At 60.0% G+C, this 25,153-nt stretch carries 24 protein-coding genes and 1 tRNA gene; 12 read left to right on the top strand and 13 right to left on the bottom strand.

Features of this window, described 5'->3' with window-relative positions:
• Positions 1-424 precede the first annotated feature (424 nt).
• The 4 genes from NTD81_RS12440 to NTD81_RS12425 form a co-directional block, all read right to left on the bottom strand.
• Positions 425-500, bottom strand: a tRNA-Phe gene (locus NTD81_RS12440).
• 147 nt (positions 501-647) lie between these two features.
• Positions 648-920, bottom strand: coding sequence for an oxidative damage protection protein (locus NTD81_RS12435; RefSeq protein ID WP_262182763.1), 273 nt, complete (start codon positions 918-920; stop codon positions 648-650).
• A complete protein-coding gene (gene mutY / locus NTD81_RS12430) occupies positions 917-1,996 on the bottom strand; it encodes an A/G-specific adenine glycosylase (RefSeq protein ID WP_262182761.1) in 1,080 nt (359 codons plus the stop codon). Before mutY ends, NTD81_RS12435 begins: the two co-directional genes overlap by 4 nt.
• The gene (locus NTD81_RS12425) at positions 1,993-4,227 is read right to left on the bottom strand and encodes an AsmA family protein (protein WP_262182758.1); all 2,235 of its coding nucleotides are present in this window, start codon (positions 4,225-4,227) and stop codon (positions 1,993-1,995) included. The genes mutY and NTD81_RS12425 overlap by 4 nt, the downstream gene beginning before the upstream one ends.
• Before the next feature lie 324 nt (positions 4,228-4,551).
• Between NTD81_RS12425 and NTD81_RS12420 the strand changes: the two genes are divergently transcribed.
• The 7 genes from NTD81_RS12420 to hisF all read left to right on the top strand — a co-directional run bounded on the left by NTD81_RS12420 (position 4,552) and on the right by hisF (position 10,772).
• Positions 4,552-5,766, top strand: a complete 1,215-nt coding sequence (locus tag NTD81_RS12420) for a sterol desaturase family protein (protein ID WP_262182756.1) — start codon at positions 4,552-4,554, stop codon at positions 5,764-5,766.
• Positions 5,767-5,892: 126 nt separating this feature from the next.
• Complete coding sequence (locus NTD81_RS12415; protein ID WP_262182755.1) at positions 5,893-7,551, top strand: OFA family MFS transporter; 1,659 nt, start codon at positions 5,893-5,895, stop codon at positions 7,549-7,551.
• Positions 7,552-7,669: 118 nt separating this feature from the next.
• Entirely contained in the window at positions 7,670-8,263 is a 594-nt protein-coding gene (hisB, locus tag NTD81_RS12410; protein ID WP_262182754.1) for an imidazoleglycerol-phosphate dehydratase HisB, read from the top strand.
• Entirely contained in the window at positions 8,264-8,902 is a 639-nt protein-coding gene (hisH, locus tag NTD81_RS12405; RefSeq protein WP_262182751.1) for an imidazole glycerol phosphate synthase subunit HisH, read from the top strand.
• Positions 8,902-9,162, top strand: a complete 261-nt coding sequence (locus tag NTD81_RS12400; RefSeq protein ID WP_262182749.1) for a DUF2164 domain-containing protein — start codon at positions 8,902-8,904, stop codon at positions 9,160-9,162. The genes hisH and NTD81_RS12400 overlap by 1 nt, the downstream gene beginning before the upstream one ends.
• 37 nt (positions 9,163-9,199) lie before the next feature.
• On the top strand, positions 9,200-9,937 hold the full coding sequence (gene hisA, locus NTD81_RS12395; protein ID WP_262182748.1) for a 1-(5-phosphoribosyl)-5-[(5-phosphoribosylamino)methylideneamino]imidazole-4-carboxamide isomerase: 738 nt from the start codon (positions 9,200-9,202) through the stop codon (positions 9,935-9,937).
• 64 nt (positions 9,938-10,001) lie between these two features.
• Complete coding sequence (hisF, locus tag NTD81_RS12390; protein WP_262182747.1) at positions 10,002-10,772, top strand: imidazole glycerol phosphate synthase subunit HisF; 771 nt, start codon at positions 10,002-10,004, stop codon at positions 10,770-10,772.
• A gap of 525 nt (positions 10,773-11,297) precedes the next feature.
• Here the strand turns inward: hisF and NTD81_RS12385 are convergent.
• From NTD81_RS12385 to gpmI, 3 genes are all read right to left on the bottom strand, one after another.
• The gene (locus tag NTD81_RS12385) at positions 11,298-12,599 is read right to left on the bottom strand and encodes a S41 family peptidase (protein WP_262182745.1); all 1,302 of its coding nucleotides are present in this window, start codon (positions 12,597-12,599) and stop codon (positions 11,298-11,300) included.
• Between the two features lie 39 nt (positions 12,600-12,638).
• On the bottom strand, positions 12,639-13,889 hold the full coding sequence (locus tag NTD81_RS12380) for a murein hydrolase activator EnvC family protein (protein WP_262182743.1): 1,251 nt from the start codon (positions 13,887-13,889) through the stop codon (positions 12,639-12,641).
• A gap of 148 nt (positions 13,890-14,037) precedes the next feature.
• Positions 14,038-15,573 carry a 2,3-bisphosphoglycerate-independent phosphoglycerate mutase gene (gpmI, locus tag NTD81_RS12375; protein WP_262182742.1) on the bottom strand — a complete coding sequence of 512 codons (1,536 nt, stop codon included), beginning with the start codon at positions 15,571-15,573 and terminating at the stop codon, positions 14,038-14,040.
• A 187-nt stretch (positions 15,574-15,760) separates the two neighbouring features.
• On the opposite strand from gpmI, the gene NTD81_RS12370 reads away from it, so the two are divergent.
• From NTD81_RS12370 to secB, 3 genes are read left to right on the top strand one after another with little or no spacing between them, the layout of a single operon-like run.
• Positions 15,761-16,174, top strand: coding sequence for a rhodanese-like domain-containing protein (locus tag NTD81_RS12370; protein WP_262182740.1), 414 nt, complete (start codon positions 15,761-15,763; stop codon positions 16,172-16,174).
• A 1-nt stretch (position 16,175) separates the two neighbouring features.
• Positions 16,176-16,430 carry a glutaredoxin 3 gene (gene grxC / locus NTD81_RS12365; protein WP_262182738.1) on the top strand — a complete coding sequence of 85 codons (255 nt, stop codon included), beginning with the start codon at positions 16,176-16,178 and terminating at the stop codon, positions 16,428-16,430.
• A 39-nt stretch (positions 16,431-16,469) separates the two neighbouring features.
• Positions 16,470-16,949 (top strand): protein-export chaperone SecB, encoded by a 480-nt coding sequence (gene secB / locus NTD81_RS12360; protein ID WP_262182736.1) that lies wholly within the window; start codon positions 16,470-16,472, stop codon positions 16,947-16,949.
• A 144-nt stretch (positions 16,950-17,093) separates the two neighbouring features.
• On the opposite strand, the gene NTD81_RS12355 is transcribed toward secB, so the two are convergent.
• Positions 17,094-17,342, bottom strand: coding sequence for a DUF2790 domain-containing protein (locus NTD81_RS12355; protein ID WP_262182735.1), 249 nt, complete (start codon positions 17,340-17,342; stop codon positions 17,094-17,096).
• A 356-nt stretch (positions 17,343-17,698) separates the two neighbouring features.
• Entirely contained in the window at positions 17,699-18,154 is a 456-nt protein-coding gene (gene trmL / locus NTD81_RS12350) for a tRNA (uridine(34)/cytosine(34)/5-carboxymethylaminomethyluridine(34)-2'-O)-methyltransferase TrmL (RefSeq protein ID WP_262182733.1), read from the bottom strand.
• On the opposite strand from trmL, the gene NTD81_RS12345 reads away from it, so the two are divergent.
• Positions 18,153-18,593: a hypothetical protein gene (locus NTD81_RS12345; protein ID WP_262182731.1), complete on the top strand. Its 441-nt coding sequence runs from the start codon at positions 18,153-18,155 to the stop codon at positions 18,591-18,593. The genes trmL and NTD81_RS12345 overlap by 2 nt on opposite strands.
• 283 nt (positions 18,594-18,876) lie before the next feature.
• Here the strand turns inward: NTD81_RS12345 and ntrC are convergent, their stop codons facing one another.
• The 4 genes from ntrC to NTD81_RS12325 all read right to left on the bottom strand — a co-directional run bounded on the left by ntrC (position 18,877) and on the right by NTD81_RS12325 (position 22,784).
• The gene (ntrC, locus tag NTD81_RS12340; protein WP_262182730.1) at positions 18,877-20,310 is read right to left on the bottom strand and encodes a nitrogen regulation protein NR(I); all 1,434 of its coding nucleotides are present in this window, start codon (positions 20,308-20,310) and stop codon (positions 18,877-18,879) included.
• Entirely contained in the window at positions 20,310-21,389 is a 1,080-nt protein-coding gene (glnL, locus tag NTD81_RS12335; protein WP_262182975.1) for a nitrogen regulation protein NR(II), read from the bottom strand. The genes ntrC and glnL overlap by 1 nt, the downstream gene beginning before the upstream one ends.
• A gap of 219 nt (positions 21,390-21,608) precedes the next feature.
• Positions 21,609-22,226: a DUF4124 domain-containing protein gene (locus NTD81_RS12330; protein ID WP_262182729.1), complete on the bottom strand. Its 618-nt coding sequence runs from the start codon at positions 22,224-22,226 to the stop codon at positions 21,609-21,611.
• 9 nt (positions 22,227-22,235) lie between these two features.
• Positions 22,236-22,784 carry a DUF4124 domain-containing protein gene (locus NTD81_RS12325; protein WP_262182728.1) on the bottom strand — a complete coding sequence of 183 codons (549 nt, stop codon included), beginning with the start codon at positions 22,782-22,784 and terminating at the stop codon, positions 22,236-22,238.
• Positions 22,785-22,982: 198 nt separating this feature from the next.
• Here NTD81_RS12325 and NTD81_RS12320 point away from each other — a divergent pair, with 198 nt between their 5' ends.
• Complete coding sequence (locus tag NTD81_RS12320) at positions 22,983-25,151, top strand: mechanosensitive ion channel family protein (protein WP_315974690.1); 2,169 nt, start codon at positions 22,983-22,985, stop codon at positions 25,149-25,151.
• Positions 25,152-25,153: the final 2 nt, after the last annotated feature.

The following is a 25,153-nucleotide window of genomic DNA, read 5'->3' as shown; positions in this document are numbered from 1 at the left end:
TGATTAGTCGAATGCAAAGGGGGCAAGTCGGATCAGTTACCCAGTTGCAGCGCAGATCCAGTATTTGCCCTGCTGTTCGACTCGAGGGGCTGGGCTATGCGTGCCGCGCATACCGCGTAACTTGTAATCGTTCGGAGTGAAAGGCGGTCGGGCGCGCTCAGAGATCCTGTGGCGTGCCTGGGGAGCGAAAGGGTGCCTGGGGCGAGCTGTATGGCCGGCGTCTCAGCTTGTCTGTCGGAGGCTCTCAAGCTGAACGTTTCATTCAGATTAAAACTATTCAGTTTTTGGGGCTGTACCGAAAGTCTGTTGGACTGCTTGCCATCAAACGATCAAAGCGCCTTGGCCCAGAAATGCTCTAGCAGCCATTAAATCGTAGGTATTAAAAAACCCCTGGTACCTTGCGGTATCAGGGGTTTCGGTATTTTGGTGCCCAGGGACGGAATCGAACCGCCGACACGGGGATTTTCAATCCCCTGCTCTACCGACTGAGCTACCTGGGCAACGGGGCGCATTAAACGCGTTTCTCGAGGGGGCGTCAAGCGTGAAGTGAAAAAATATTTAATTATTTCCTGCGCTTAGCTTTGTTCGAGGGTTACAGCTAGGTTTTTCACCGGGCGTATTGAGCTGTCAATACGCCCGCAAAAGCTTTATTCACTAGGCGGCACATAGCCGTCGGCTTGGGCGTAGTCCTCGCCGGAGAGGAACTTGTCCATTTCGCCTTGGAGGAACTTACGATCGTCGGCGTTCATCATGTTCAGGCGACGTTCGTTGATCAGCAGGGTCTGGTGCTTCTGCCATTCGTCCCAAGCTTGCTTGGACACGTTATTGAAGATGTCCTCACCTTTGGCGCCTGGATAAGGCGGGCGCTCCAGGCCGGGGAGCTCTTGCTTGTGTTTGCGGCACTGTACGGTGCGGGTCATGCGGGTTCTCCAATAGTCGCGGTGGTGGCGAGTGCATCGGCGGCGCGTTTCAGTAGTTTTTTTACTGGGGCGGCAAGGCCCAGGCGCGGCGGGGTGGCGAGGTTATACCAGAGCCAGTCCGCCTCGGCCACGGCGCTAGGGGCACGCTCGACCTGCACCAGCCAGGGTTCGATTGCCAGCTGGAAATGGCTAAAGGTGTGGCTTAGCCCTGCCAAAGCTTGGCGCTGACCGATCTGGAGCTGGTGCTGGGCGGCGAGGTCATCCAGCGCGGCAATATCTTCGAGCTCCGGCAGGCTCCATAAACCGCCCCACAAACCGCTGGATGGCCGTCGATAGAGCAACACCTCGCCTGCGCGGTTGTGCAGCAGAGGCATCAGCGTGCGGCGCTGCGGCACAGCTTTACGTGGCTTGGCGATAGGGTAGCGAATCTCCAGGCCAAGCAAATGGGCTTGGCAGCCGCTTTGCAACGGACAAATCAGGCAGCTCGGTTTGCTTCGGGTACACAGGGTCGCGCCTAAGTCCATCATGGCTTGGGTGTAATGGTTAACCCGGCTCTGTGGCAGCAAGCGCTCGGCCACGTCCCATAGCTGCTTAGCCACCTTGGGCTCGCCGGGATAGCCCTCCTGGGCCACGTAACGGGCCAGCACGCGCTTGACGTTGCCGTCGAGGATCGGCGCGCGCAGGCCCATGCTTAAACTCGCGATAGCGCCGGCGGTGGAGCGGCCAATACCGGGCAGGGCGGTGAGTTGCTCGACATCGCGGGGAAACTCGCCGCCATGCTCGCTCATCACCCGTTGCGCAGTTTTTTGCAGGTTGCGCGCGCGGGTGTAGTAACCCAGCCCTGTCCAGAGGTGCAGCACTTCATCTTCCGGCGCTTCGGCCAGTGCCTTCACGGTGGGCAACGCATGCATAAAACGGTCGAAGTAACCCAGCACGGTGCTGACCTGGGTTTGCTGCAGCATGATTTCTGACACCCAGACCCGGTAGGGGTTGATGTTCTGCTGCCACGGCAGGTCCTTGCGGCCGTGGCTGTCGTACCAGGTTAATACCGCTTGGGAAAATTGCTCAGGGCTCATCGTTTGAACAGGCCCTTGAGTGCTTCCTTGAGTTCGGGGCTGACTTTATCGCCGAGCTTCTCTTCGATTTTTTCATTGAGCTTGTTGCCGGCCAGTTTGGCGGCAACTTTGCCCAAGCCGTCCTGATCCAGGCGGCAGGCTTTGCCGCCCATCTCCAGCGGGCCACGGCAACGTACCGGCCATTCGATGCCGACGTAGCGCGAGTTCACCTGGCAGGCTGGGTCTGGCATGGCGCGGGTATCGCCCTCCACGGTGATGCCGATGCGATAGTCCAGGCCCAGAATGCGCAGATCCAGATCGCCGTCGCCCTTAACCGCGAGGCCAGGTATGGCCACCTTCAGATCCGGGTTGCTGGCCACGCCATGGTTGATGTTGAGGCTGCCTTGCAGGGTTTCGAATGGAGTGTCCTTGCTGCGCACTTCGCTGCTGAGGGATTTACGGTTGAGCGTGGCAATGCCGCGGCACAGTTGTTGTTCCAAGTTGGCGCCGACCAGCGCGCCTTTATTGAGCAAGAAGCTGGCGTTGCCGTTCAGGCCGTCGACCCAGGCGCGTTGGCTGTTGCCGCTGGTGCTGAGGTTGGCGGTTAAGTCCAGCAGGCCTTTAACCGGCGCCGGTTGCTCTGGTTTGGTGAGGAAGGCTTGCACGGGGATTTGCTTAAGCGTGCTGTGCAGGCTGAGCAGGGCGTTGTCCGGGCGGGCGTCGATGGTGCCGTTGAAGGCGAAGTTGCCGTTGCCCAATTTGCCTTGTGCTTGTTGCAGGTTGATCAGGCCATCTTTGCCTTGCGCCTTGAGGCTGAAGTCACTGATGGCTTGCGTCTTGGCGGTGAGCTGCGCGAGGGCCAGGTCGAGCTGCAGATCAACCTTGCGCAGGCTGTTCAGTGGCAGCACTTCGGCAGTGCTCCAGGCATGTTGAGTTGGGGCGTTGGGCAGCGGGGTGCTGCCGCTTTCACCGGCGCTGGCGATGCTGGCTTTTACTTCCGAGGCGCGGGCGGCGCTGCTGCTCTTGGCGTTTTTATCCGGCGCTGGCAGGTAGCGGTCGAGGTTCAGTTGGTCGCCCTTGAGCTGCACGCGCAGGGCCTGCTTGCTGAAGTCGGCTACGGCGACTTGGCCGGTAAAATGGCTGTCGTCGAGGGTGACTTTCAGATCATCCAGACTCAGGCTGTTGGCGGTGCCGTTTAAGCGGGTGACCAGCTCGAATTGCTTGAGGGTTTTGTCGTCCGTCAGCGTCGGCAGTTTTTGCCCGATGGTGGCGAGGAATTCACGCAGGTTCAGTGGTGCAATGGACAAGCCACCGGTAATTTTCGGTGCGCTGCCAAGGTCGCGGACTTTGATCTCACCGAGTGCGCGCAGTTGGTTGCCGGAAAGCTTGAGGCCATTCCATTCGGCGATCTGTGCGGCTTGGTCGAGCAGCAATTGGCCTTGGGCGGAGTAGGTGAGGGTCTGGCCGTTAAGCGGCTCGCCGGAAATTTCCCCGGACAGCTTGCTGTCTTCCAGCTGGTAGCGCTGCAGGGCGCGGTCGAAGCGCAGGTTGCCTTGCAGCTCGGTGCGGGCGCGGATGATCGGCTGGTTAATGCCGAAGAAGGCACTGAGCTTGATCGGCACGCTGGCGCCGTCGCGGATGGCGCCGGTGGTGAGCTGGATGCTTTCCGCGCTGAATTGCTGGCCTTTTTGCAGGTCGTGGTAATCAACCCGCGCGCCGTTGACGATCAGGCTGTCGATATCCAGCTTGAGCGATTTGCTGGTGCTGGCGACCACGCTACTGTCGGCTGGGCTTGGGCTTTCATCGGTTGTCGCCGGTGCAGGGCTGTTGGCCGGGGTCTTGGCTGCGGCCGGTTTGCCGACGTTTTCCCAGTTGCTGTGGCCTTTTTCGTCGCGTTGCAGGTCGAGGCTTAAGCCATCCACGCGGATATCGCTCATCTGCAGCTCTTTGCGCAGCAGTGGCAGTACCCGTACCGACAGGCCGAGCAGACGCAGGTTGGCGAAAGGTTTGTCCGGGGTCTCGAGGCTGGCCAAAGTGGCATCAGTCAGTTCGAGGCCGAGCCATGGGAATAGGCTCCAGCCGATATCGCCCTTGAGATTCAGCTCGAGGCTGGCCTTTTCCCGCGCCAACTGCTGAATTTCGTCTTTGTAATCATTGGGATCGAACAGGTGGGTGAGGGCGAAACCGAGGCCCACGATGATCAGCAATAGCCCGAGGATTACCAGGCCGATGATTTTGCCGAGCGCTTTCATGTGCGAATCCTTGTGGTGAAGCTTAAAAGTAATGAGCGGCTTAGACCGACGAGTATAACGCCAGCGTTCGCCGAAGGGCGGCGTTGGCTGGCGGGGACGCGCTGATTAACCCAAGTGCTTGGCCCGGTGCGCTGTTTATGGCGCGCCCATGGCCGTGCGGCGCTTGGCGTGCGGGTGCAACTGGATGTTGTGTTTGGATAGCCGGTGAGCATGGCGGTTCCCCGCGGCTGGCGGATTAGGCTCGGTCATTTGGCGTTTTTAGCTGCTCGCAGGGCGGCGTGCTGGCGCTAGTCTGGCAGGCAGAATAATAAAACCGAGGTGGTTATGAACGTCGCGGTGCTGGCTTTTCCCCTGTATGTCCTGCTGATCCTGCTGGAGTTAGCTTACGAGCGTTACAGCGGCCGGCATACCTATCGCCTGGCCGATGCCAGCACCAGCATGCACACCGCGTTACTGCGCGTGCTATTGGAAGCGCCGCTGCGCCTGTTGTTGATCGTGCCCTACGCTTGGCTTTATGAGCATGCGCGCTGGCTGGAGTGGGACAGCCATTCGCCGTGGCAATGGCTGCTGGGTTTTATCTTGGTGGACTTCTGCTTTTACTGGTCGCACCGCAGCATGCATGGCTACAACCTGCTGTGGGGCGCCCATCAACCCCATCACTCCAGCGAAGACTTCAACTTATCCACAGCCCTGCGCAAAGGTGCCTTTCAAACTGGCTTCGACTGGCCGTTTTATTTGCCTTTGGCGCTGCTGGGCATGCCATTACCGATGTTCCTGCTGTTGTTGGGCTGCCAGCTGACCTATCAGTTTTGGATACATAGCCAGCACATCGGCAAGCTCGGCTGGCTGGAGCAGGTGCTGATCACGCCATCGCTGCACCGCGTGCACCATGGGCAAAACGACTGCTACATCGATAAAAACCACGGTGGTGTGTTCATTATCTGGGATCGCTTATTCGGTACTTATGCCCAGGAGCACGAGCCGGTGCGTTATGGCGTGACCACGCCGGTGAATAGCTTTGATCCGCTGCGGTTGCAGTTTTCCTGGTGGCGTTTGCTTTGGGCCGATGCCTGCGCCACCCGCCGTTGGTGGGACAAGCTGCGCCTGTGGTGGATGCCCACCGGCTGGCGGCCGCAGGATGTACGCCAGCAACCTTGGCCGAGCATGCCGGAGCATAAGTACCAAGGCCGTTATGCCCCTCAGTTGCAGGCCTATGCGGCAGTGCAGATGCTGTTGATCAATGGCCTGGCGCTACTGTTTTTGTTCAGCCTTAAACAGGCGGCCGCCTGGCAGGTACTGATGCTGGCGGGGCTGACGCTGCTGGGCTGCGTCAGCCTCGGGCGCTTGTTCGATGGCGCGCGCTATGTGTGGCAACTGGAAAGCTTGCGCCTACTGCTGCTGACGCTGGCGGCGCTGAGTTGGGGCTTACAGGGGCAGGTGCTGGGCTTAGTGCTGGCAGGGCTGGCTGTCGCGAACTGGGGCTGGTTTGTCTGGCTATATGGACGCGGATCGGCGCTGTCGGCGAGCCCTCTAAGCTGAGACGATCTGTGCGTTTGATCGTGTATGGCGGCAAAAATAAATGCTAATCTCACCGCTGTCGCGACATTTGCGTGCCAAACAAGGTTGCGGCGCGAGTTTTGCCTAACTCCCAATAAGAGAACAAAAATGACGGTCGCCATTAACCCGGACGGCGCATCTGCGCAGCCTGCTTTTCTCAGTAAAGAACGCATCATTGCCAAACCTGGCTTTAACCGCTGGCTAGTGCCGCCAGCAGCTTTGGCTATCCATTTGTGCATTGGCATGGCCTACGGTTTCTCGGTGTTTTGGTTGCCGCTGTCGAAGGCCATTGGCATCACAGCCCCCGTGGCGTGCAGCGCCGATCTAGGGTTTTTCGAGCAGGTGTTTGCCAGTAGTTGTGACTGGCAAATCTCCATGCTGGGGTGGATGTACACGCTGTTCTTCGTCTTTCTTGGTTGTTCGGCAGCGCTGTGGGGCGGCTGGCTGGAGAAGGCTGGGCCGCGCAAGGCTGGTTTGGTTTCCGCGCTGTGCTGGTGTGGCGGTCTGCTGATTTCCGCCCTCGGTGTCTACAGCCATCAGATTTGGCTGATGTGGCTGGGCTCAGGGGTGATTGGCGGTATTGGTCTGGGGTTGGGCTACATCTCGCCGGTGTCGACCTTGGTCAAGTGGTTTCCGGACAAGCGCGGCATGGCCACTGGCATGGCGATCATGGGCTTTGGCGGTGGTGCCATGGTCGGTGCCCCGCTGGCTACGGCGCTGATGGGCCACTTCGCCAGCGCTGATGGTGTGGGGGTGTGGCAAAGCTTTGTCGCTATGGCAGCGATTTATTTCGTCTTTATGCTGGCTGGCGCCTTGGGCTACCGCGTTCCGCCCACCGGCTGGAAACCTGCGGGTTGGACGGCGCCGGCTAAGCAAGCCAGCAACGTCATGATCACCCAGGGCCATGTGCACGTCAGCAAAGCCTGGCGCACCCCGCAGTTCTGGTTGGTATGGGCGGTGCTGTGCCTGAACGTGTCGGCGGGTATTGGCATTATCGGCATGTCCTCGCCGCTGTTGCAGGAGGTGTTCGCCGGTCAGTTGCTGGGTAATCAGTTGTCGTTTACTGAGTTAAGCGCGGCGCAGTTGGTCGAGATTGCTGCAATCGCCGCAGGTTTCACCGGTTTGCTTAGCCTGTTCAATATCGGTGGGCGCTTCTTCTGGGCTTCCTGCTCGGATTTTATCGGCCGTAAAGCCACTTACTTTGTGTTCTTCGGCTTAGGCTTTGCCCTCTATGCTGCAGTGCCGGCGCTGGGTAATGTCGGCAGTCTGGCGCTGTTTGTGCTGGCGTTTTGCATCATTTTGTCGATGTACGGCGGCGGCTTTGCCACCGTGCCCGCTTATCTGGCAGACCTATTCGGTACCCAAATGGTTGGTGCTATCCATGGCCGCTTACTGACGGCTTGGGCGGCGGCGGGGATTCTCGGCCCGGTGCTGGTTAACTATCTGCGCGAGTACCAGCTGAGCATTGGCGTCGAGCGTGCGGCCGCCTATGACATCACCCTGTATATCCTCGCAGGCCTGTTGGTGCTGGGCTTTATCTGTAACGCCTTGGTGCGTCCTGTGGCGCCTAAGCATTTTATGAGCGAAGCGGAGCTGGCTGCTGAGCGCGCCAGTGAGGCGAAAAAAGCTCCGCAAGCCGCTGAACTGTCCTGGGCGCCTGCCGCTGGCAGCCAAGCCTTGGCGCTGTTGGCCTGGCTGGCCGTGGGTATTCCGCTGGCCTGGGGCGTGTGGATCACCCTCGAGAAAACCTTGGTGCTGTTCCGCTAAGGCCCGTTGCCCTGCGCTCTGGTCGCAGTAGACCAGGCGCAGGCTGCGCTGGTAGCCGTGCAGGCCACGTGCCGCCTATAATGCCTGCCTTTTTCACGAGTTAATTCTGGAGCTGGTGATGGCCGAACGTACGGCATTCGTCGAGCGCAACACCCTGGAGACCCAAGTTAAGGTCTCGATCAACCTGGATGGTACTGGTAAAGCCAAGTTCGCTATTGGCGTGCCATTCCTTGAGCACATGCTCGATCAGATTGCCCGTCACGGCCTGATCGACCTGGATATCCAGTGCCAGGGTGATCTGCATATCGACGACCACCACACCGTCGAAGACGTCGGCATCACCCTGGGCCAGGCGTTCGCCAAGGCCGTGGGCGACAAAAAAGGCATGACCCGTTACGGCCACTCCTATGTGCCGTTGGACGAAGCCTTGTCCCGTGTCGTGATCGACTTCTCCGGCCGTCCTGGCCTGCAGATGCACGTGCCGTTCACCCGCGCGGTGGTCGGTGGCTTCGACGTGGACCTGTTCCAGGAGTTTTTCCAAGGTTTCGTTAACCACGCTTTGGTCAGCTTGCACATCGACAACCTGCGTGGCACCAACACCCACCACCAAATCGAAACCGTGTTCAAAGCCTTTGGCCGCGCCCTGCGCATGGCCATCGAGCTGGACCCCCGCATGGCCGGGCAGATGCCGTCGACTAAAGGGTGCCTGTAAGTGCAAACGGTAGCGGTAATCGACTATGGCATGGGCAATCTGCACTCGGTGGCCAAGGCCCTGGAGCATGTAGGCGCCGGTAAAGTGGTAGTGAGCAGCGATGCGCAGGTGATCCGCGAAGCAGATCGCGTGGTGTTCCCCGGTGTCGGCGCGATTCGTGATTGTATGGCGGAAATCAAACGTCTGGGCTTCGACTCGTTGGTGCGTGAAGTCAGCGTCGATCGGCCGTTCCTCGGCATTTGCGTGGGCATGCAGGCCTTGCTTGAGCACAGCGAAGAGAACGACGGAGTGGATTGCATTGGCCTGTTCCCCGGCCAAGTGCGCTTCTTCGGAAAGAATCTGGTGGAAGACGGCGCGCCGCTGAAAGTCCCGCACATGGGCTGGAACGAAGTGCAGCAGGTCACCGATCACCCGCTGTGGCAGGGCATCGACGATTTGTCGCGGTTCTATTTTGTCCATAGCTACTACATCGAAGCCGGCAACCCGGCGCAGGTAGTCGGTCGTGGTCATTACGGTAAGGACTTCGCCGCTGCGCTGGCCGACGGTTCGCGTTTTGCTGTGCAGTTCCACCCGGAAAAAAGCCACACCAACGGCCTGCAACTGCTGCGCAACTTCGTCAATTGGGACGGCCAACGCTGATGGCGCGCGGTCGCAGCAAAGCGCCCCTGATGACCCTCACGGTGGATCAGGAGCGTGATGCTTGCCAGGCGATCAAGCGCTTTATGGCGGATCGCTTCGAGCTGGACTTAGGCAGTTTCGAGGCCGCCGAAGTGCTTGAGCTGTTCGCCCGCGAGATCGCCCCGCACTACTACAACCGAGCCATTTTCGATGTGCAGACGCAGCTCAAAGAGCGCTTTGAGAGCATCGAAAGTGACCTGTGGGCGCTCGAGAAGAGCTGATCCACCGAATTTTTAAGACTTAGAGCAGGTTTTAGCGATGCTGATTATTCCCGCAATCGACCTTAAAGACGGCGCCTGTGTGCGTCTGCGTCAGGGCCGCATGGAAGACTCCACGGTGTTTTCCGATGACCCGGTAAGCATGGCCGCCAAATGGGTAGAAGGTGGCTGCCGCCGTCTGCATCTGGTCGACCTTAACGGCGCCTTCGAAGGCCAGCCGGTCAACGGCGAAGTGGTCACCGCAATTGCCAAGCGCTACCCGCAACTGCCGATCCAGATCGGCGGCGGCATCCGCTCGCTGGAGACCATCGAGCACTACGTTAAAGCGGGCGTCAGCTACGTCATCATCGGCACCAAGGCGGTGAAGCAACCGGAGTTCGTGGCCGAGGCGTGCAAAGCCTTCCCAGGTAAAGTGATTGTCGGTCTGGATGCCAAAGATGGCTTCGTCGCCACCGACGGTTGGGCGGAAGTCAGCAGCGTGCAAGCGGTGGATCTGGCCAAGCGTTTTGAAGCCGACGGCGTCAGCGCCATCGTTTATACCGACATCGCCAAAGACGGCATGATGCAGGGCTGCAACATCGAAGCCACAGCCGCCTTGGCTGCCGCCAGCCGCATCCCCGTGATCGCTTCGGGTGGCATCCACAACCTGGGTGATATCCAGAAGCTGCTCAATGCCCGTGCCCCTGGCATCATCGGCGCCATCACTGGCCGGGCGATCTACGAAGGCACCCTGGATGTGGCCGAGGCGCAAGCCCTGTGCGACGCCTTTAAGGGCTAAATCCGCCGCCTAGGCTGGCCTCTTGTGAGTGAGAGGCTGGCCCGAGTTAACCGAGAGCAGAGTTATGGCACTGGCTAAACGCATCATCCCCTGCCTGGACGTCGACAATGGCCGCGTGGTCAAAGGCGTCAAGTTTGAAAATATCCGCGATGCCGGCGACCCGGTGGAAATCGCCCGCCGCTACAACGAGCAGGGCGCGGACGAGATCACCTTTCTCGACATCACCGCCAGCGTCGATGGCCGCGACACCACTCTGCATACCGTTGAGCGTATGGCCAGCCAGGTGTTTATTCCGCTGACCGTGGGTGGCGGCGTGCGCACCGTGCAGGACATTCGCAACCTGCTCAATGCCGGCGCCGATAAGGTGTCGATCAACACCGCAGCGGTGTTTACGCCCGAGTTCGTCGGTGAGGCCGCTTCGCGCTTTGGCTCGCAGTGCATCGTGGTGGCCATCGACGCGAAGAAGGTGTCCGCCCCGGGTGAAGCGCCGCGCTGGGAAATCTTCACCCATGGCGGACGCAAGCCGACCGGTTTGGACGCCGTGCTGTGGGCGAAGAAGATGGAAGACCTAGGCGCCGGTGAGATCCTGCTGACCAGCATGGATCAGGACGGCGTCAAAAGCGGCTACGACCTGGGCGTTACCCGCGCCATCAGCGAAGCCGTGGGCATCCCGGTGATCGCCTCCGGCGGCGTAGGTAACCTGGAGCACTTGGCCGCCGGGATTATCGAAGGCAAGGCCGATGCGGTACTGGCGGCAAGTATTTTCCACTTCGGCGAATACACCGTGCCCGAAGCCAAGGCCTACCTGGCCAGCCGTGGCATCGTCGTGCGCTAAGCCTGCACGCAGTAAAAAGCCCGACCTTGAGTGATCAAGGTCGGGCTTTTTTATTGGGGCTGGCGACTAGGACGTGGCTTGAGTTGTTTGGGCGTTTGGGTCGTTATAGCGCGCCGAGAATGACTCGGTGCGTTACGCCGCTGCGCGGCTAACACACCCTACGGGTGGCAGGGGCACTCGTAGGGTGCAGTCGCCGCACAGGCGCTTGCACCATGGGGTCTGCGCGATGGTCCCGCAGGGGCAACGCCGCGCTGTCCGATGCTGAGGTTTGGCGTGGGTATGCTGAGGACGTTTGGTGCGTTACGCCGCTGCGCGGCTTACACACCCTACGGGTGGTAGGGACACTCGTAGGGTGCAGTCGCCGCACAGGCGCTTGCATCATGGGGTCTGCGCGGTGGTTCCGCAGGGGTAACGCCGAGCCGTCCGATGCTGCGGTTTTGCTTGGGGATGCTGGGGCGTAAGGTGCGTTACGCCGCTGCGCGGCTAACGCACCTTACGAGTTTAGGTTGCAAGCCCCGTTGGGGGTCAGTCCTTGCGGGTGACGTTTAGGCCTTTGAGCAGGTTAAGCGCCTGGCTGAGCTGGTAGTCATCATCCTGCGGGCGCGCTGGGCTGCTGGCTTTGCCTTTGCTCGGCTTGTCCGCACCGCCGTTGCCGTTACCCAGGTGCCCTTGCAGATCGGCTTCCTTGATGCTGGCGTCGTCCTGCTCACGGGTGAGCTTGGCACGGGTCACTTCGATGTCCGGGACGATGCCCTGGGCCTGGATCGAGCGGCCATTGGGGGTGAAGTACAACGCGGTGGTCAGCTTCAGGGCGCGGTCGTTGTTCAGCGGCAGCACGGTTTGCACCGAGCCTTTGCCGAAGCTGTCGGTGCCCATCAGCACGCCACGCTTGTGGTCTTGCAGGGCGCCGGCGACGATTTCCGAAGCCGAGGCGCTGCCGCCATTGATCAGCACCACCAACGGTACGCCTTCGCTGGCGTCGGCTGGGTCGGCGCTAAAGCGCAGTTCGGAGTTGGCGATACGGCCCTTGGTGTAGACGATCAGGCCGCTTTTGAGGAAGTGATCCGCCACTTCCACTGCCGCTTGCAGCACGCCGCCTGGGTTGTTGCGCAGGTCGAGGACCAGGCCGCTGAGTTTTTTGCCGTTGTCTTTGCGCAGTTTGCCCAAGGCCTTACCGACTTCTTCGCCGGTGTTGACCTGGAACTGCGAGATACGCACGTAGCCGTAGCCGCTCTCAAGCAGCTGGCTGCGCACACTTTTGACTTTGATCACGGCCCGTTTGAGGGTGACGTCGAACGGCTTGCCACCTTCACGGACGATGGTCAGCTCGATGCTGCTGCCGGCCTTGCCGCGCATTTTCTCGACGGCTTCCATCATCGACTGATCTTTAGTCGGTTGGCCGTCGATCTTGATGATCAGGTCGCCGGGCTGGATGCCAGCGGCTGAAGCCGGGGTGTCATCGATGGGCGAGACCACCTTGATAAAGCCGTCTTCGGTGCCGATTTCAATGCCCAGGCCGCCGAACTCACCGCTGGTGCTTTCCTGCAGGTCGCGGAAGTCATCCGGCTCCAGGTAAGCCGAATGCGGGTCAAGGTTGCTGAGCATGCCCTTGATGGCGTTTTCCAGCAGGGTTTTATCACTCACCGGCTCGACATAGGCCGACTTGATGCGGTCCATGACCTCCGCAAAGGTGCGTAGCTCTTCCAGCGGTAACGGGGCGCTGTCGTCGCCAATGCCCGCTTCGGCGGCAGTGGCGGCATAGCCTGCCGTGCTGCCCAGCAGCGAAAGGGTCAAGGCTAGAGCCGTACGGCGCAACAAATGCGGCATGTCGAAATTACTCCTGTGGTCAATCTTTAGATGCAGCACTTATCCCTGGGCTCTGCACCACTGCGCAGGATCGGTCGCATGACCCTGCTGACGAATGGCGAAATACAGCGCTGAGGTGTCTTGCCCGCCGCTATTGCCGACCGTGGCAATGGCTTCACCTGCTTTGACGACATCCCCGGCATCTTTGAGCAGGCTTTGGTTGTGGCCATACAGGCTCAGGTAACCGTTGCCGTGATCAAGAATAACTAACAGCCCAGCGCCGCGTAGCCAGTCGGCAAAAACCACGCGCCCCCCGTGCACGGCATGCACTTGGCTGCCGGCCGGCGCTCCGATCAGCACGCCATCCCATTTAGTCCGCGAGTCAGTGCCGCGTGGCGTGCCATAACGGGCGACCAGGCGGCCATTGACTGGCCACGGCAACTTGCCGCGCGCACTGGCGAAAGGACCACCATAGCTGGCACCGGCACTCACCAATGGACCATCGACTGGCGCTTTGGTGCTATTGCTTGGGCTTTGTTGTTGCGCCAACAGGGCACGCTGACGCGCTTGTTCAGCTTCGCGGGCCTCACGGGCTTGGCGCGCCAAGGTCTCTTCGATGGTCTTGAGTACGCGGGTCAGGTTGGCTTGATCTTGCTCGCGGGCTTTGAGTTTTTGGTCGCGGGCGGAGAATTCTTTATTCAGCTTGGCCAGCGCCAGTTGCCGTTCTTTACGAGCGGCGGCGAGCTCCTCGCGGCGGCCATCCAGCGCGCTCTTTTGCTCAAGCAGTTGCTGCTGCTGGTTAGTGATGTCGGTTTCGACATTAGCCAGCTGGCGCAGGGTTTCGTTGAACGAACTGAGCTGCTCCAGACGCGCTTCGCTCAGGTAATCGTAATAGGTCAGGGTGCGCGAGAATTTTTCTGGATTCTGTTGGTTCAGCAGCAGCTTGAGGTATTCCTGGCGACCGCTCTGATAAGCCGCGCGGGCTTGAATGCCAATCAGACGTTGCTGCTCGATGCGCGCGCCTTCGAGGGTTTTTTTCTCGCCGTTAAGGCGTTGCAGTTCGCTTTCACTTTTTTTTAGATCCTGCTGCAGACCTTTGACTTGCTTCTCCAGCTGGCCCATTTCGCTTTCGGTTTTCTGCAGTTGTTGCTGCACGCCGGATTTCTCCTGCTGCAGCTTTTCCAGCAGTTGCTTAAGCTCGCCAACGTCAGCGCGCGCAGCATCCAATTGTTTTTGCGTCGCGGCTTTGTCATCGGCGAACGCCGGTAGCAACACAAGGCTCAGTAAAATAACGGCTAGGGCACGGAACATGGGGCTGGCAGCACCTAAAGCGAGGATCGGCCTAGTATGCCTAAAAATTCATCAGCAAGCTGCAAGTGAGCTGATTTGCAGCATTTTCTGCGAACTGTGGCTGACCACTGGCAGGTCAGGCATTGCACCTGACCTGCGCGGGCGTGGCTTACTTGAGTTCGACGATGCTGGTGCCGGTCATTTCGGCAGGCACTGGCAGCCCCATCAGGGTTAGCAGAGTGGGCGCTACGTCAGCCAGCACACCGCCTGGGCGGATGGTCGCCGGGCGTTTGCCGACATAAATGAACGGCACCGGCTCACAGGTGTGCGCGGTGTGGGCTTGGCCGGTGCTGGCATCGGACATCTGCTCGACGTTGCCGTGGTCGGCGGTGATCAGCGCCTCGCCGCCCACTTTATCCAGCGCGGCCACTACGCGGGCGATGCACTGATCCAGGCATTCCACGGCGGCTACAGCGGCAGAGAACACGCCGGTGTGGCCAACCATGTCGCCGTTGGCGTAGTTGACGATGATCACGTCATAGCGCTGCTCTTCGATGGCCTCTACGATTTTGTCGGTGACCTCAGGCGCGCTCATCTGCGGTTGCAGGTCGTAGGTGGCGACTTTCGGCGACGGAATGAGGATGCGTTCTTCACCGGGGAACAGCTCTTCGCGGCCACCGGAGAAGAAGAACGTCACGTGGGCATACTTCTCGGTCTCGGCGATACGCAGCTGGGTTTTGCCGTTGTTGGCCAGGTATTCACCGAGCACGTTGGTCAGCGCCTCAGGCTTATAAGCGCTGGGCGTGGGGATGCTGGCCGAGTATTGGGTGAGCATGATGAAGTCAGCCAGTTGCGGCACGCGCTGGCGCTTGAACTCGGCAAAGCCGGGCTCCACGAAGGCGCGGGTCAGCTCGCGGGCGCGGTCGGCGCGGAAGTTCATAAACACCACGGCGTCGCCATCTTCAATGCGCACTGGCGCGCCGATGCGGGTGGCTTTGACGAACTCGTCGCTCTCATCGCGGGCATAGGACGCGGCCAGACCTTCGCTGGCGCTGGCGGCCTCGTACTGCGCTTGGCCATCGACGATCAGGTGATAGGCCTGCTCGACGCGGTCCCAACGGTTGTCGCGGTCCATCGCGTAGTAGCGGCCGATCAGGCTGGCGATACGGCCTTTGCCGAGCTTGGCGAAGGTCGCTTCAAGGAAGTCGATCGAGCTTTGCGCGCTGCGCGGCGGGGTATCGCGACCGTCGAGGAACGCGTGCAGGAAGATATGCTGAGCCCCGCGCTGCGCGGCCAGTTCGACCATCGCGGCGATGTGCTCCTGGTGGCTGTGCACGCCGCCATCGGAGAGCAGGCCGAGGATGTGTACCGACTTCTCTGCGGACACGGCGCTGTCGACCGCGCCGACGATGGTGGGGTTGCTGAAGAAATCACCGTCGCGGATGGCTTTGGTCACGCGGGTGAAGTCTTGATACACCACGCGGCCAGCGCCCAGGTTCATGTGGCCCACTTCGGAGTTGCCCATCTGCCCGTCGGGCAAGCCGACGTCCATGCCGCTACCGGAGATCAAACCGTTGGGCTGGGTGGCGCGCAGGTGGTCGTAGGTGGGCGTGTTGGCCGCCATGATGGCGTTGGACTCGGCACTGTCGCTGTGGCCGAAGCCGTCGAGGATTATCAGTACCAGGGGTTTTGGCGTGGCGCTCATAAAGCTGGCTCGCTGTGGATAGGTGGCAAGAGTTAACGGGTGCAGGCCTGTCCGGTGTGGCCGGTAAGGCTAAACAAAGTGTCGGCAGTTTACGGGCAAGCGCTTTAAACGTCACCGTCATACGGGGTTTGGCCGGCTTGTTGGGCTGTGTATACTGGCCCACATTTTACCGTCCCGGAACCGCATAATGCTTGCCCACCTGATTGAATTTGTCTCTGCCCACTATGTATTGAGCGCCTCCTTCTTGGTGCTGTTGGCACTGCTGATCTTTACTGAGTCGCGCAAAGGCGGCAAAAGCCTGAGCAGCCGTGAACTGACTGCGCTGGTGAATAGCGAGCAGGGCTTAGTGTTGGACATCCGCACGCAAAAAGATTTTGCCGCCGGTCATATCGTTGGCGCGCTGAACATCCCGCAAGACAAACTCAGCACCCGGGTTAGCGAGCTGGACAAGCACAAGGGCAAGACCATCATCGTGGTCGACGCCATGGGCCAGCACTCCGGTACTGTATGCCGCGATCTGAAAAAGGCTGGCCACAACGCCGCCAAACTGTCCGGTGGCCTGGCCACATGGCGCGGCGACAACCTGCCCGTGGTGAAGTGAGATGCAGACAGTCGTCGTCTACTCCAGCGATTACTGCCCTTATTGCATGCGCGCCAAGCAACTGCTGCAGCACAAGGGTGTCGACTTCACTGAAATCAGGGTCGACGGCAAGCCTGAGGTGCGCGCCGAGATGACGCGCAAGGCGCAACGTACTTCGGTGCCGCAAATCTGGATTGGTGATACACATGTGGGCGGCTGTGATGATCTCTATGCGTTAGAGCGCGCAGGCAAACTGGATTCTCTACTCAAGGCATAACGCCTCTCGTCATAACAACTGAGATAACAAGGACTTTTCATGACAGACCAAGCTACCAACGGCGCAGCACAGGGCGAGACCGCACAATTTTCTCTGCAACGTATCTACGTGCGCGACCTGTCGTTTGAAGCCCCGAAAAGCCCGGAAATCTTCCGTCAGGAGTGGGCACCGAACGTGGCCCTGGACCTCAACACCCGGCAGAAGCCGCTGGAAGGCGACTTCCACGAAGTGGTGCTGACCCTGTCCGTGACCGTCAAAACGGGCGAAGAAGTGGCTTTCATTGCCGAAGTGCAACAAGCCGGTATCTTCCTGATCAAGGGCCTCGACCCAGCAGCCATGAGCCACACCCTGGGCGCGTTCTGCCCGAACATCCTGTTCCCTTACGCCCGTGAAGCGTTGGACAGCTTGGTCGTGCGTGGCTCGTTCCCAGCGCTGATGCTGTCGCCGGTGAACTTCGACGCGCTCTATGCGCAAGAGCTGCAACGCCTGCAACAGGGCGGTGAAGTGACTGCCCACTAAGGCGTCGCCTGCACTGAAGAAACGCCCTGCGGGGCGTTTTTTTATGGGCGCGATTTGTTCTTGGTCGGCAAACGGGCAAAAAAAACGCCCCTCGAGAGGGGCGTTCAACAACTCCTGCGGTGCGCAGGAGGTTGGGACTCGGTATTAGTTGTCGAAGCAACCGTTACCCACGACCAGGTATTGCACGGTGTGTTGCTGACCCTGGTGGTCGAGGTAAATCATTTGCACCGGCGCGACGCCACAGGCGGTGGGGGTGTCATCGCGGTGCAGCACTTTGGCGACGTCGAGGTGAGTGCCGTAGTGGTATTGCTCAACAACTGCTTGATCAGCCAGGGCCATTTGGCTGCCCAGCATGACTAAAGAACAGGCGACTAACGCTTTAAACAGTTTCATTTTTCAGTGTCCCAACGATGCAAACGATTAAGTTCGTCTTCAGTCGGTTACGAAAAGGCTGAAGGCTCTACGTAACAGTGCGGGAGGTTTGCTTAGACCCGGGATCGCTGTTGCGTGGCTTTGTTTCGAAGCTGGGGTCAGTTTATGCCTCTGCCAGATTCGATAAATCCCCGCTCGAGCAAAGCACTGTTAGGGTAAAGGTAATAATAGTTGGCACTATTAGTTTAGTCGAACGTACCAATAACCTGCTTGATCGCCGAAGTTGCAGGTCGATGGCCTCAGTGCTGCGGCCTGGGCGAGGGTGGGCCTCGCAGCTCAGCGAGGCCCTGGCTGACGTGGCAGACAGGGCTGGGTGGTTAAGCGAAGTCGTGTTGGCGCCAGGCTTCGTACACCGCCACGGCCACTGTGTTGGACAAGTTCAGGCTGCGACAGCCTTCACGCATCGGCAGCACCACCCTTTGCTCCGGCGGCAACGCCTCGCGCACTTCTTGCGGCAGGCCACGGCTCTCCGGGCCAAACAAGAAGGCATCGCCGGGCTGATAGCGGACCTGATGAAATGGCTGGCTGCCCTTGGTGGTAAAGGCAAATACCCGCGGATTGCCAATGCTGCTGAGGCAGCTGGCGAGATCGGCATGGCGTTTAAGTGGCGCGTATTCGTGATAATCCAGTCCGGCACGGCGCAGGCGTTTATCATCCAGCTCAAAGCCCAAGGGTTCGATCAAATGCAGCTGACAGCCGCTGTTGGCGCAGAGCCTGATAATGTTGCCGGTATTCGGCGGGATTTCTGGTTGAAAAAGGATAACGTGAAACATGCGCGGCTCCAGCCCCGAAGACGGCGTGCATTCTACCCCTGATATTGGTCCAAGGCCCCGCCCTTGGCTGCGAGTTATTGGTTCATTGGCCATCTTTGGCTTTTTAATCGGTTTAATGATTGGCCGTCTGCTGCAGCCCGACCCGCAGTGGCTGCGCGAAGTGCAGGTGCAAGAGAACGCCTTGGTGCTGTGGCTCGATGCCGAGCCGCAGCCGCGCATCAGCCACGCGGCAGGGGTGTTTAGTTTGCGTCTGGAGAGTCTGGGTCGCGAGCAACAGGGCCAGGTAAGCGTGCAAGGTAATAAGGCGAACTGGCGGCTGCAGCGCGAGGATAGCGATCTGTTGCTGAGGGTGGTCGCGGCCCGTCCACTGCTTGGCACTTGGCGTGCGCAGGCAATGGACGGTCGCTGGCGGCTGATAGTCAGCCTGATGCAGGAATAAAAGAGGGGATTCCCGGCCTGCCTGTACCAAGGTCCCCAAAACGGGTGTTGTTCAACTAATTGAGTGATTGCAGGGCGCGTGCCAACTTTGCGATTTTTCTTAATCGCCCGGATTTAGCGGCTCTGGCTTGCGGGCTTAAGGCCAGCAGTTGCGGGTGTTTGCGCAGAAGTGAACCGTTGCTGTGCGTCCGTTGCGGTGCGTGCCTTGCTGTGGCGCACAATTTTTTCGCAGATGAAAAAAACGGGCCCGTAGGCCCGTCAGGTGTGAGTAGCGCAAGCGCGGCTTATTCCTCGCCTTCTTCCTCGTCGCCACCGTCGATATTCATGCCCAGTTCTTTGATCTTGCGCGTCAGGGTGTTGCGCCCCCAGCCCAGCAGCACGGCGGCGTCGCGGCGGCGGCCGGCGGTGTGCTTAAGCGCCGTCTCGATCATGATCCGCTCAAAGGCCGGTACGGCGCTGTCGAGCAGGCTCGATTGGCCGCGGGCCAGGGCTTGATCCGCCCATTGGCGCAGGCCTTGTTCCCAGTTGCTCACCGGCGCGCATTCCTGCGGCTGGCTAAGCAGTTCCGGCGGCAGGTCGTCGATATGCACTTCACGGCCCGAGGCCATCACGGTGATCCAGCGGCAGGTGTTCTCCAGCTGACGCACGTTGCCGGGCCAAGGCAGTTGTTGCAGGTAATCCTCGGTCTGGCTTTTGAGCAGCTTAGGCTCGACAGCCAGCTCTAGGGCTGCGCGACTCAGGAAGTGGCGGGCCAGGGTGGGGATGTCTTCACGGCGATCCGCCAGGCGCGGAATATGGATGCGGATCACATTGAGGCGGTGGAACAAGTCTTCACGGAACTTGCCGGCCTGCACCAGGCTTTCCAGATTTTGGTGGGTGGCAGCGATGATCCGCACGTCGACCTTGACCGGTGTGTGTCCGCCGACCCGGTAGAACTCGCCGTCGGCCAGCACGCGCAGCAGGCGGGTTTGGGTATCGGCCGGCATATCGCCGATTTCATCGAGGAACAGGGTGCCACCGTCGGCTTGCTCAAAGCGCCCACGGCGCTGGTTGGCCGCGCCGGTAAAGGCGCCTTTCTCGTGGCCGAACAGCTCGGACTCCATTAAGTCCTTCGGAATGGCCGCCATGTTCAGCGCAATAAATGGCGCGGCGGCGCGTGGGCTATGGCGGTGCAGGGCGTGGGCAACCAACTCTTTGCCGGTGCCCGACTCGCCGTTGATCAGCACGGTGATGTTGGAGTGGCTGAGGCGGCCAATGGCGCGGAACACCTCCTGCATGGCCGGCGCTTCGCCGATGATTTCCGGCGTGCGCGGCTGCTCCACTGGCACTGCGAGGCTTTGCTGCTCCTGGGCATGCTGATTGGCGCGCTTGACCAGCGATACGGCTTCATCGACATCGAACGGCTTGGGCAGGTACTCGAAGGCGCCGCCCTGATAGGAAGCCACCGCGCTGTCGAGGTCGGAGTGGGCGGTCATGATGATCACCGGCAGACGCGGGAACAGCTCGCGAATCCGCGCCAGCAAATCCAGGCCGCTGGCGCCGGGCATGCGGATGTCGGAGATGATCACATCCGGTTGCTGGCGATTGAGGCGACTGAGCACGCCGTCGGCGCTGTCGAAACTGTGGGTGGTCATGCCTTCTTGTTGCAGGGCCTTTTCCAGCACCCAACGGATAGAGCGGTCATCATCGACGATCCAGACGGTTTCACTGCGACTCATTACGACGTTACTCCTTGTTCCAGTGGCAAGAAGATCGAAAACACGGTGTGCCCTGGATGGCTCTCGCATTCGATCAGGCCTTGGTGCTGGCTAATGATGTTCTGGGTGATGGCCAGGCCCAGACCGGTGCCGTCGGCACGTCCGCTGACCATGGGGTAAAAAATCGTTTCTTGTAGTTCGGGGGCCACGCCCGGGCCGTTATCGATAATTTCAATTTTGCACACCAGGCGATGGCGGCAATGGCCAATGGTGAACTGGCGTAAGGCGCGGGTACGCAGGGTGATGCGGCCCAGGCGTAGATCGCTCTGGCTGGCTAATGCCTGCATGGCATTGCGCACGATATTGAGCACGGCCTGGATCATCTGCTCGCGGTCGATCAGGACATCCGGGATGCTCGGGTCGTAGTCGCGGACCAAGGTGATGGTGCCTTGGCTTTCGGCTTCGACCAGGCTGCCCACGCGTTCCAGCACTTCATGGACATTGGTCATGAGTAAGGTCAGCAGCTTGTTCGAGCCAAGCATGCGGTCGACCAGGTTACGCAGGCGGTCGGCCTCCTCAATGATCACGTTGGTGTAGTCCTTGAGGCTTTCCTCGGGCAGCTCGCGGGCCAGCAACTGGGCTGCACCACGGATGCCACCTAAAGGGTTTTTGATTTCATGGGCGAGGCCACGCACCAGCATTTTGGTGGTTTCCTGCTTCGACAGCTGGGCCTCTTCTTTGGTGATGCGCAGTAAGCGATCCCGCGGCAGCACTTCGAGCAGCAGAAGGGTTTCGCCGCCGCTCAGCAGGGGCGTCACGGCGTAGTCGACGGTCAGCGTCTGGCCGGCAATGGAAGTGACCACGGCTTCGCGCTTATTAAATGGATGGCCCTGCTCCACGGCTTGGCGCAGGGCCCCTAAGGCCTCGCTGGACTCGGTAAACAGCTCGCTGATGAACTGCCCATGGCTGCGTTGGCCGCTGACGGCCAGGAGCATTTCCGCCGCCGGGTTCATGTACTCCAAGCGCAGCTCGGAGTTAAGCAGCAGCGTGGCTGTAGTTAGGTTGTCGAGCAACAGACGGTGGAGGGCGTCATTGATCATCATAATAGTTATTTGCAGACCCTGAGGTTGCGGCTTTGCTGCGAGAAAATGCAAGAAGCAAACCAAAGCCCCGAAAAGAAGCGTTTTTTTCAGACGATCAGCTGGAGAGGGGCCGATTAGAGCGCATGGCTGAATTGGTGGTGAACCAAAACAGGGAGAGTATAGGAGTGAGTGGAATATAGAGCACCATTATGGTGCAAATATTCGCTACAGCTGGATTTATATGAAGGGCACGAGGGGAATGTCAGATTCTTCTTCTGGTTTGTCCTTCAGCGGGCATTCTGGGCGCACACCGAAATCGGCCTTTTGGCAGGGGTTGACCTTACGCTTCTGCGCCAAGCTGATGCGCAGCATATGAAACGGCTGGCTGGGCGTGCGCTCGATGATGCGCCCTTGCGGATCGATGATCTCCACCGCCAATTGGTGGCTGCCGCGGTCGATATTGTATAGCGGGAATACCGGGCTGGTGCCTGGTTCGCCAACCACCTGGCCGTCCAGTAGCAGGCGATAGCGATGGCCGGGGAATAGCGCCGGTTCGCTATTAACGCTGACGATCAGCTCGCCGGCGCCGTCGCGAATACTGGCGTCTGGCTGCGGCACCAGAATCCGCAGCAGGTTATAACGCAGTTCTGCCGGTGGCGGCGCGCTGGCGCTCGGCGGTGCCGGAATTTCCGCTGCTGGCATGCTGTTGCTTGGCGCCAACTCGACGCGTTGGCTAGCGCTCGACTTGGGGCTGTCGGTAAATACCCGATTCCCTTCGCTATCTATATAGGTATACACCTGCGCGGCAGCGGGCAGGGCGCATAGCAACAAGCAGCTAAACAGCAAACTACGCATGGTTTGGACTTATCTGGGGGTAGGCGGTGGTGGGCGCAGGGCCGGGCTTTGGGTGTTAACGCGCTGCACGGTAAGGGTTTGGGTCAGGCTTTGCTGGATGACTTGCTCACCATTCAGCACTTCCACCGCCAGACTGTGTTCGCCGCGGTCCAAATGACTGACCGGCAGACTCAGCTGGGTAGTGGCTTGGCCATAAGGTTTGCCGTCTACCAGTAAGCGCAGTAAATGGCCTTGGGCTAAACGCGGGGCAATCTCGACGCTGACAGCGAAGCTGCCATTGTTGGCGCGCAGTGCTTCAGCGTTGGGCAGGCCAGTCAGGGCCAAGGTTTTGTAAGGCTGTTCGTGGCTGGCGCTGGGATCTTCCGTTGCGCTTGCGCTGGGGGCCGGAGTGGCCATGGGCAGGCTGTTAATCGGCGCCAGGTCGATGCTTTTGGCGGCGGTGCCTTGCGGGGGCTGATCGGTAAAGACAGTGTTGCCTTTGGCATCGGTGTATTTGTAAATCTGCGCACTGGCGCTCAGGCTCAGGAAACACAGCAGACAAGCAGTGAGCAGGCGCATGGATGACCTCTGGTTAGACAGTTTAATAAGACTTGCACTGTCTTGGCTGCCTGGCAAGTCGACGCCTGGGGTTATGCGCAAGGGTTAACAGTCCCGGATAATCGCCGGGCGATGCAGGGCATGGATGGCGCGCTTGTATGATGCAAACGCGAGCGTGCAGCACCAACGCAGGATGACGTGGAGAGAAGGGTGAAGTTTATGCAGCGATTGATCGGCCTGGTACTGCTCTGGTTCATGTTGAGCAATGTGGCGCATGCAGCGCTGCCGGGGCTGGGCAGTGTCACGGAGAAAACTGAGCCGGGGGTTTCCAACGCACAGTTAGAACAGTCGCTCAATCAAGTCATCCAGGTGCTGGAGAGTGACAAACAGCGCACCGAACTACTGGCTAAGCTCAAGCAGATGCGCGAGGTTACGGCCAAGGGCAATGCCGAAAACCCTGGCGTGATGGGACTGCTGGGGGAAACCCTGGGCAGCCTGGAGAAGCAATTTCGCGGTGCCAACAGCCCGGTGGTGTTGTGGTCGCAGAAGTTTGAGCAGGCCGGTCAGGAGCTGTTGGAACGGGCGCCGAGTTGGCAGCGCGGCTCAGGCATGGTGCTCGACTTCTTCTTGTTGCTGCTGCTGTGGGGCTGTCTGGCGGTGGTCTTGCGCTGGCTGGCGCGGCGCATGCAGCAGCGCTTCGGCTTGTCCCAGGAGCTGCCGCAGCAGCCGAAAACCCGCGATTTAATGTTGTTTGCCTTGCGCAAGTTAGGGCCTTGGCTGATCGCCTTTGTCATGACCTTGTACTTTTCCGTGGTCTTGCCCAGCTCGTTGGGCCGCATGCTGGCGCTGATCACCGCCTATGTGCTGGTGTGTGGCACGCTGTTCTCGGCCCTGTGCGTGATTTCGTTGTCACTGCTCAGCGGTCCCCATCGCATGCGCGCCCTGGATATTCTCAGGCGTCAGGCGTTTCACCCGCTGTGGTTGATTGGCAGCCTGGCCACCTTGGGTGAGGTGATGCACGACGGGCGCGTCGAGGAAGGCCTCGGTGCAGCCGCGGCGCTGTGCGTGGCGTCCCTGGCCAACATTGCGGCGGCTTTGGTCACTGCGGTGTTCACCCTGCGTTTCCGCCGGCCGATTGCCCACCTGATTCGCAACCAGCCGCTGGAGCGCCGCTTAAAGCGCCGTGGCGTGCATGAGCTGCTCGAACTGGTCGGCAATATGTGGTTCGTACCGCTGCTGTTGCTGGTGGCGATCTCTCTGTTCGCCACCTTGATCAGCGCCGGTGATAGCACCTATGCGCTGCGCCGCGCACTGCTCAGTTCGGTGGTGGCGGTGGTGGGGTTGACCGTCATCGGCTTGATTCGCCGCACCCATAACCGCGCGCCGCGCAGTGCTTTGCGGCCTAGCGTGGCCTATGTCGAGCAGCTGAAAAAGTTCTTCTACACCCTGGTGGTGATGGGCACGGTGTTGATTTTCGTGGAGGTTGGCCTGCGCGTCTGGGGCTTGTCGCTGCTGCGTTTTGCTGAGGGCGAAGGTTCTGACATCAGCATGAAGGTGGTCAGTTTTGCCACCACCTTCCTGATTGCCTGGCTGGTGTGGATTCTCAGCGACACGGCAATCCAGCATGTGCTCGGTTTAGGCGGTAAGCAGCGCAGCAGCACCCGCGCGCTGACCATGTTGCCGCTGATTCGCAACGTGCTGTTTGTCACCATTGCCGTGATCGCGCTGATCGTCGCCCTGGCCAATATGGGCATGAACGTCACGCCGCTGCTGGCCGGTGCCGGGGTGATCGGTCTGGCCATCGGTTTTGGTGCGCAGTCGCTGGTGGCGGACTTGATCACCGGGTTGTTCATCATCATCGAGGACTCGCTGTCGATCGATGACTACGTGGATGTTGGCGGCCATATCGGTACGGTGGAAGCGCTGACCATTCGCACCGTGCGCCTGCGGGACCTGGATGGGGTGGTGCATACCGTGCCGTTCAGTGAGATCAAAACCATCAAGAACTATTCGCGCCAGTTTGGCTACGCCATGTTCCGCTGGCCGGTGCCGGCCAATATGCCGATGGACGATGCGCTGGTCTTGATTCGCGAGGTGGCCCACGAGCTGCGCGGTGATCGCGTGGTCAGTCGCAATATCTGGTCGCCGCTGGAAGTCCAGGGCGTGGAGAACTTTGATAACGGCCAGGCGATTTTGCGCTTCCGCTTTAAAACCGCGCCGATCAAACAGTGGGAAGTGCAGCGGGCGTTTAACTTGCTGCTGCGGCGCAAGCTCGACAAGCAGGGCATGGAGCTGTCCATGCCGCGCCTGAATGTGCAGCTGTCGCGGCGCCCGGCTGGGACTAACCCGGCTGGGCCTAAAGAGCAGCCGGACGCCAGCGGCATCTAAAC

Origin of the sequence: Pseudomonas sp. 5P_3.1_Bac2 (genome assembly GCF_025465995.1) — a bacterium.
Lineage (GTDB): Bacteria > Pseudomonadota > Gammaproteobacteria > Pseudomonadales > Pseudomonadaceae > Aquipseudomonas.
Note: the sequence above shows the minus strand (reverse complement) of the source record. Positions and strands in the feature narration are given on the sequence as shown.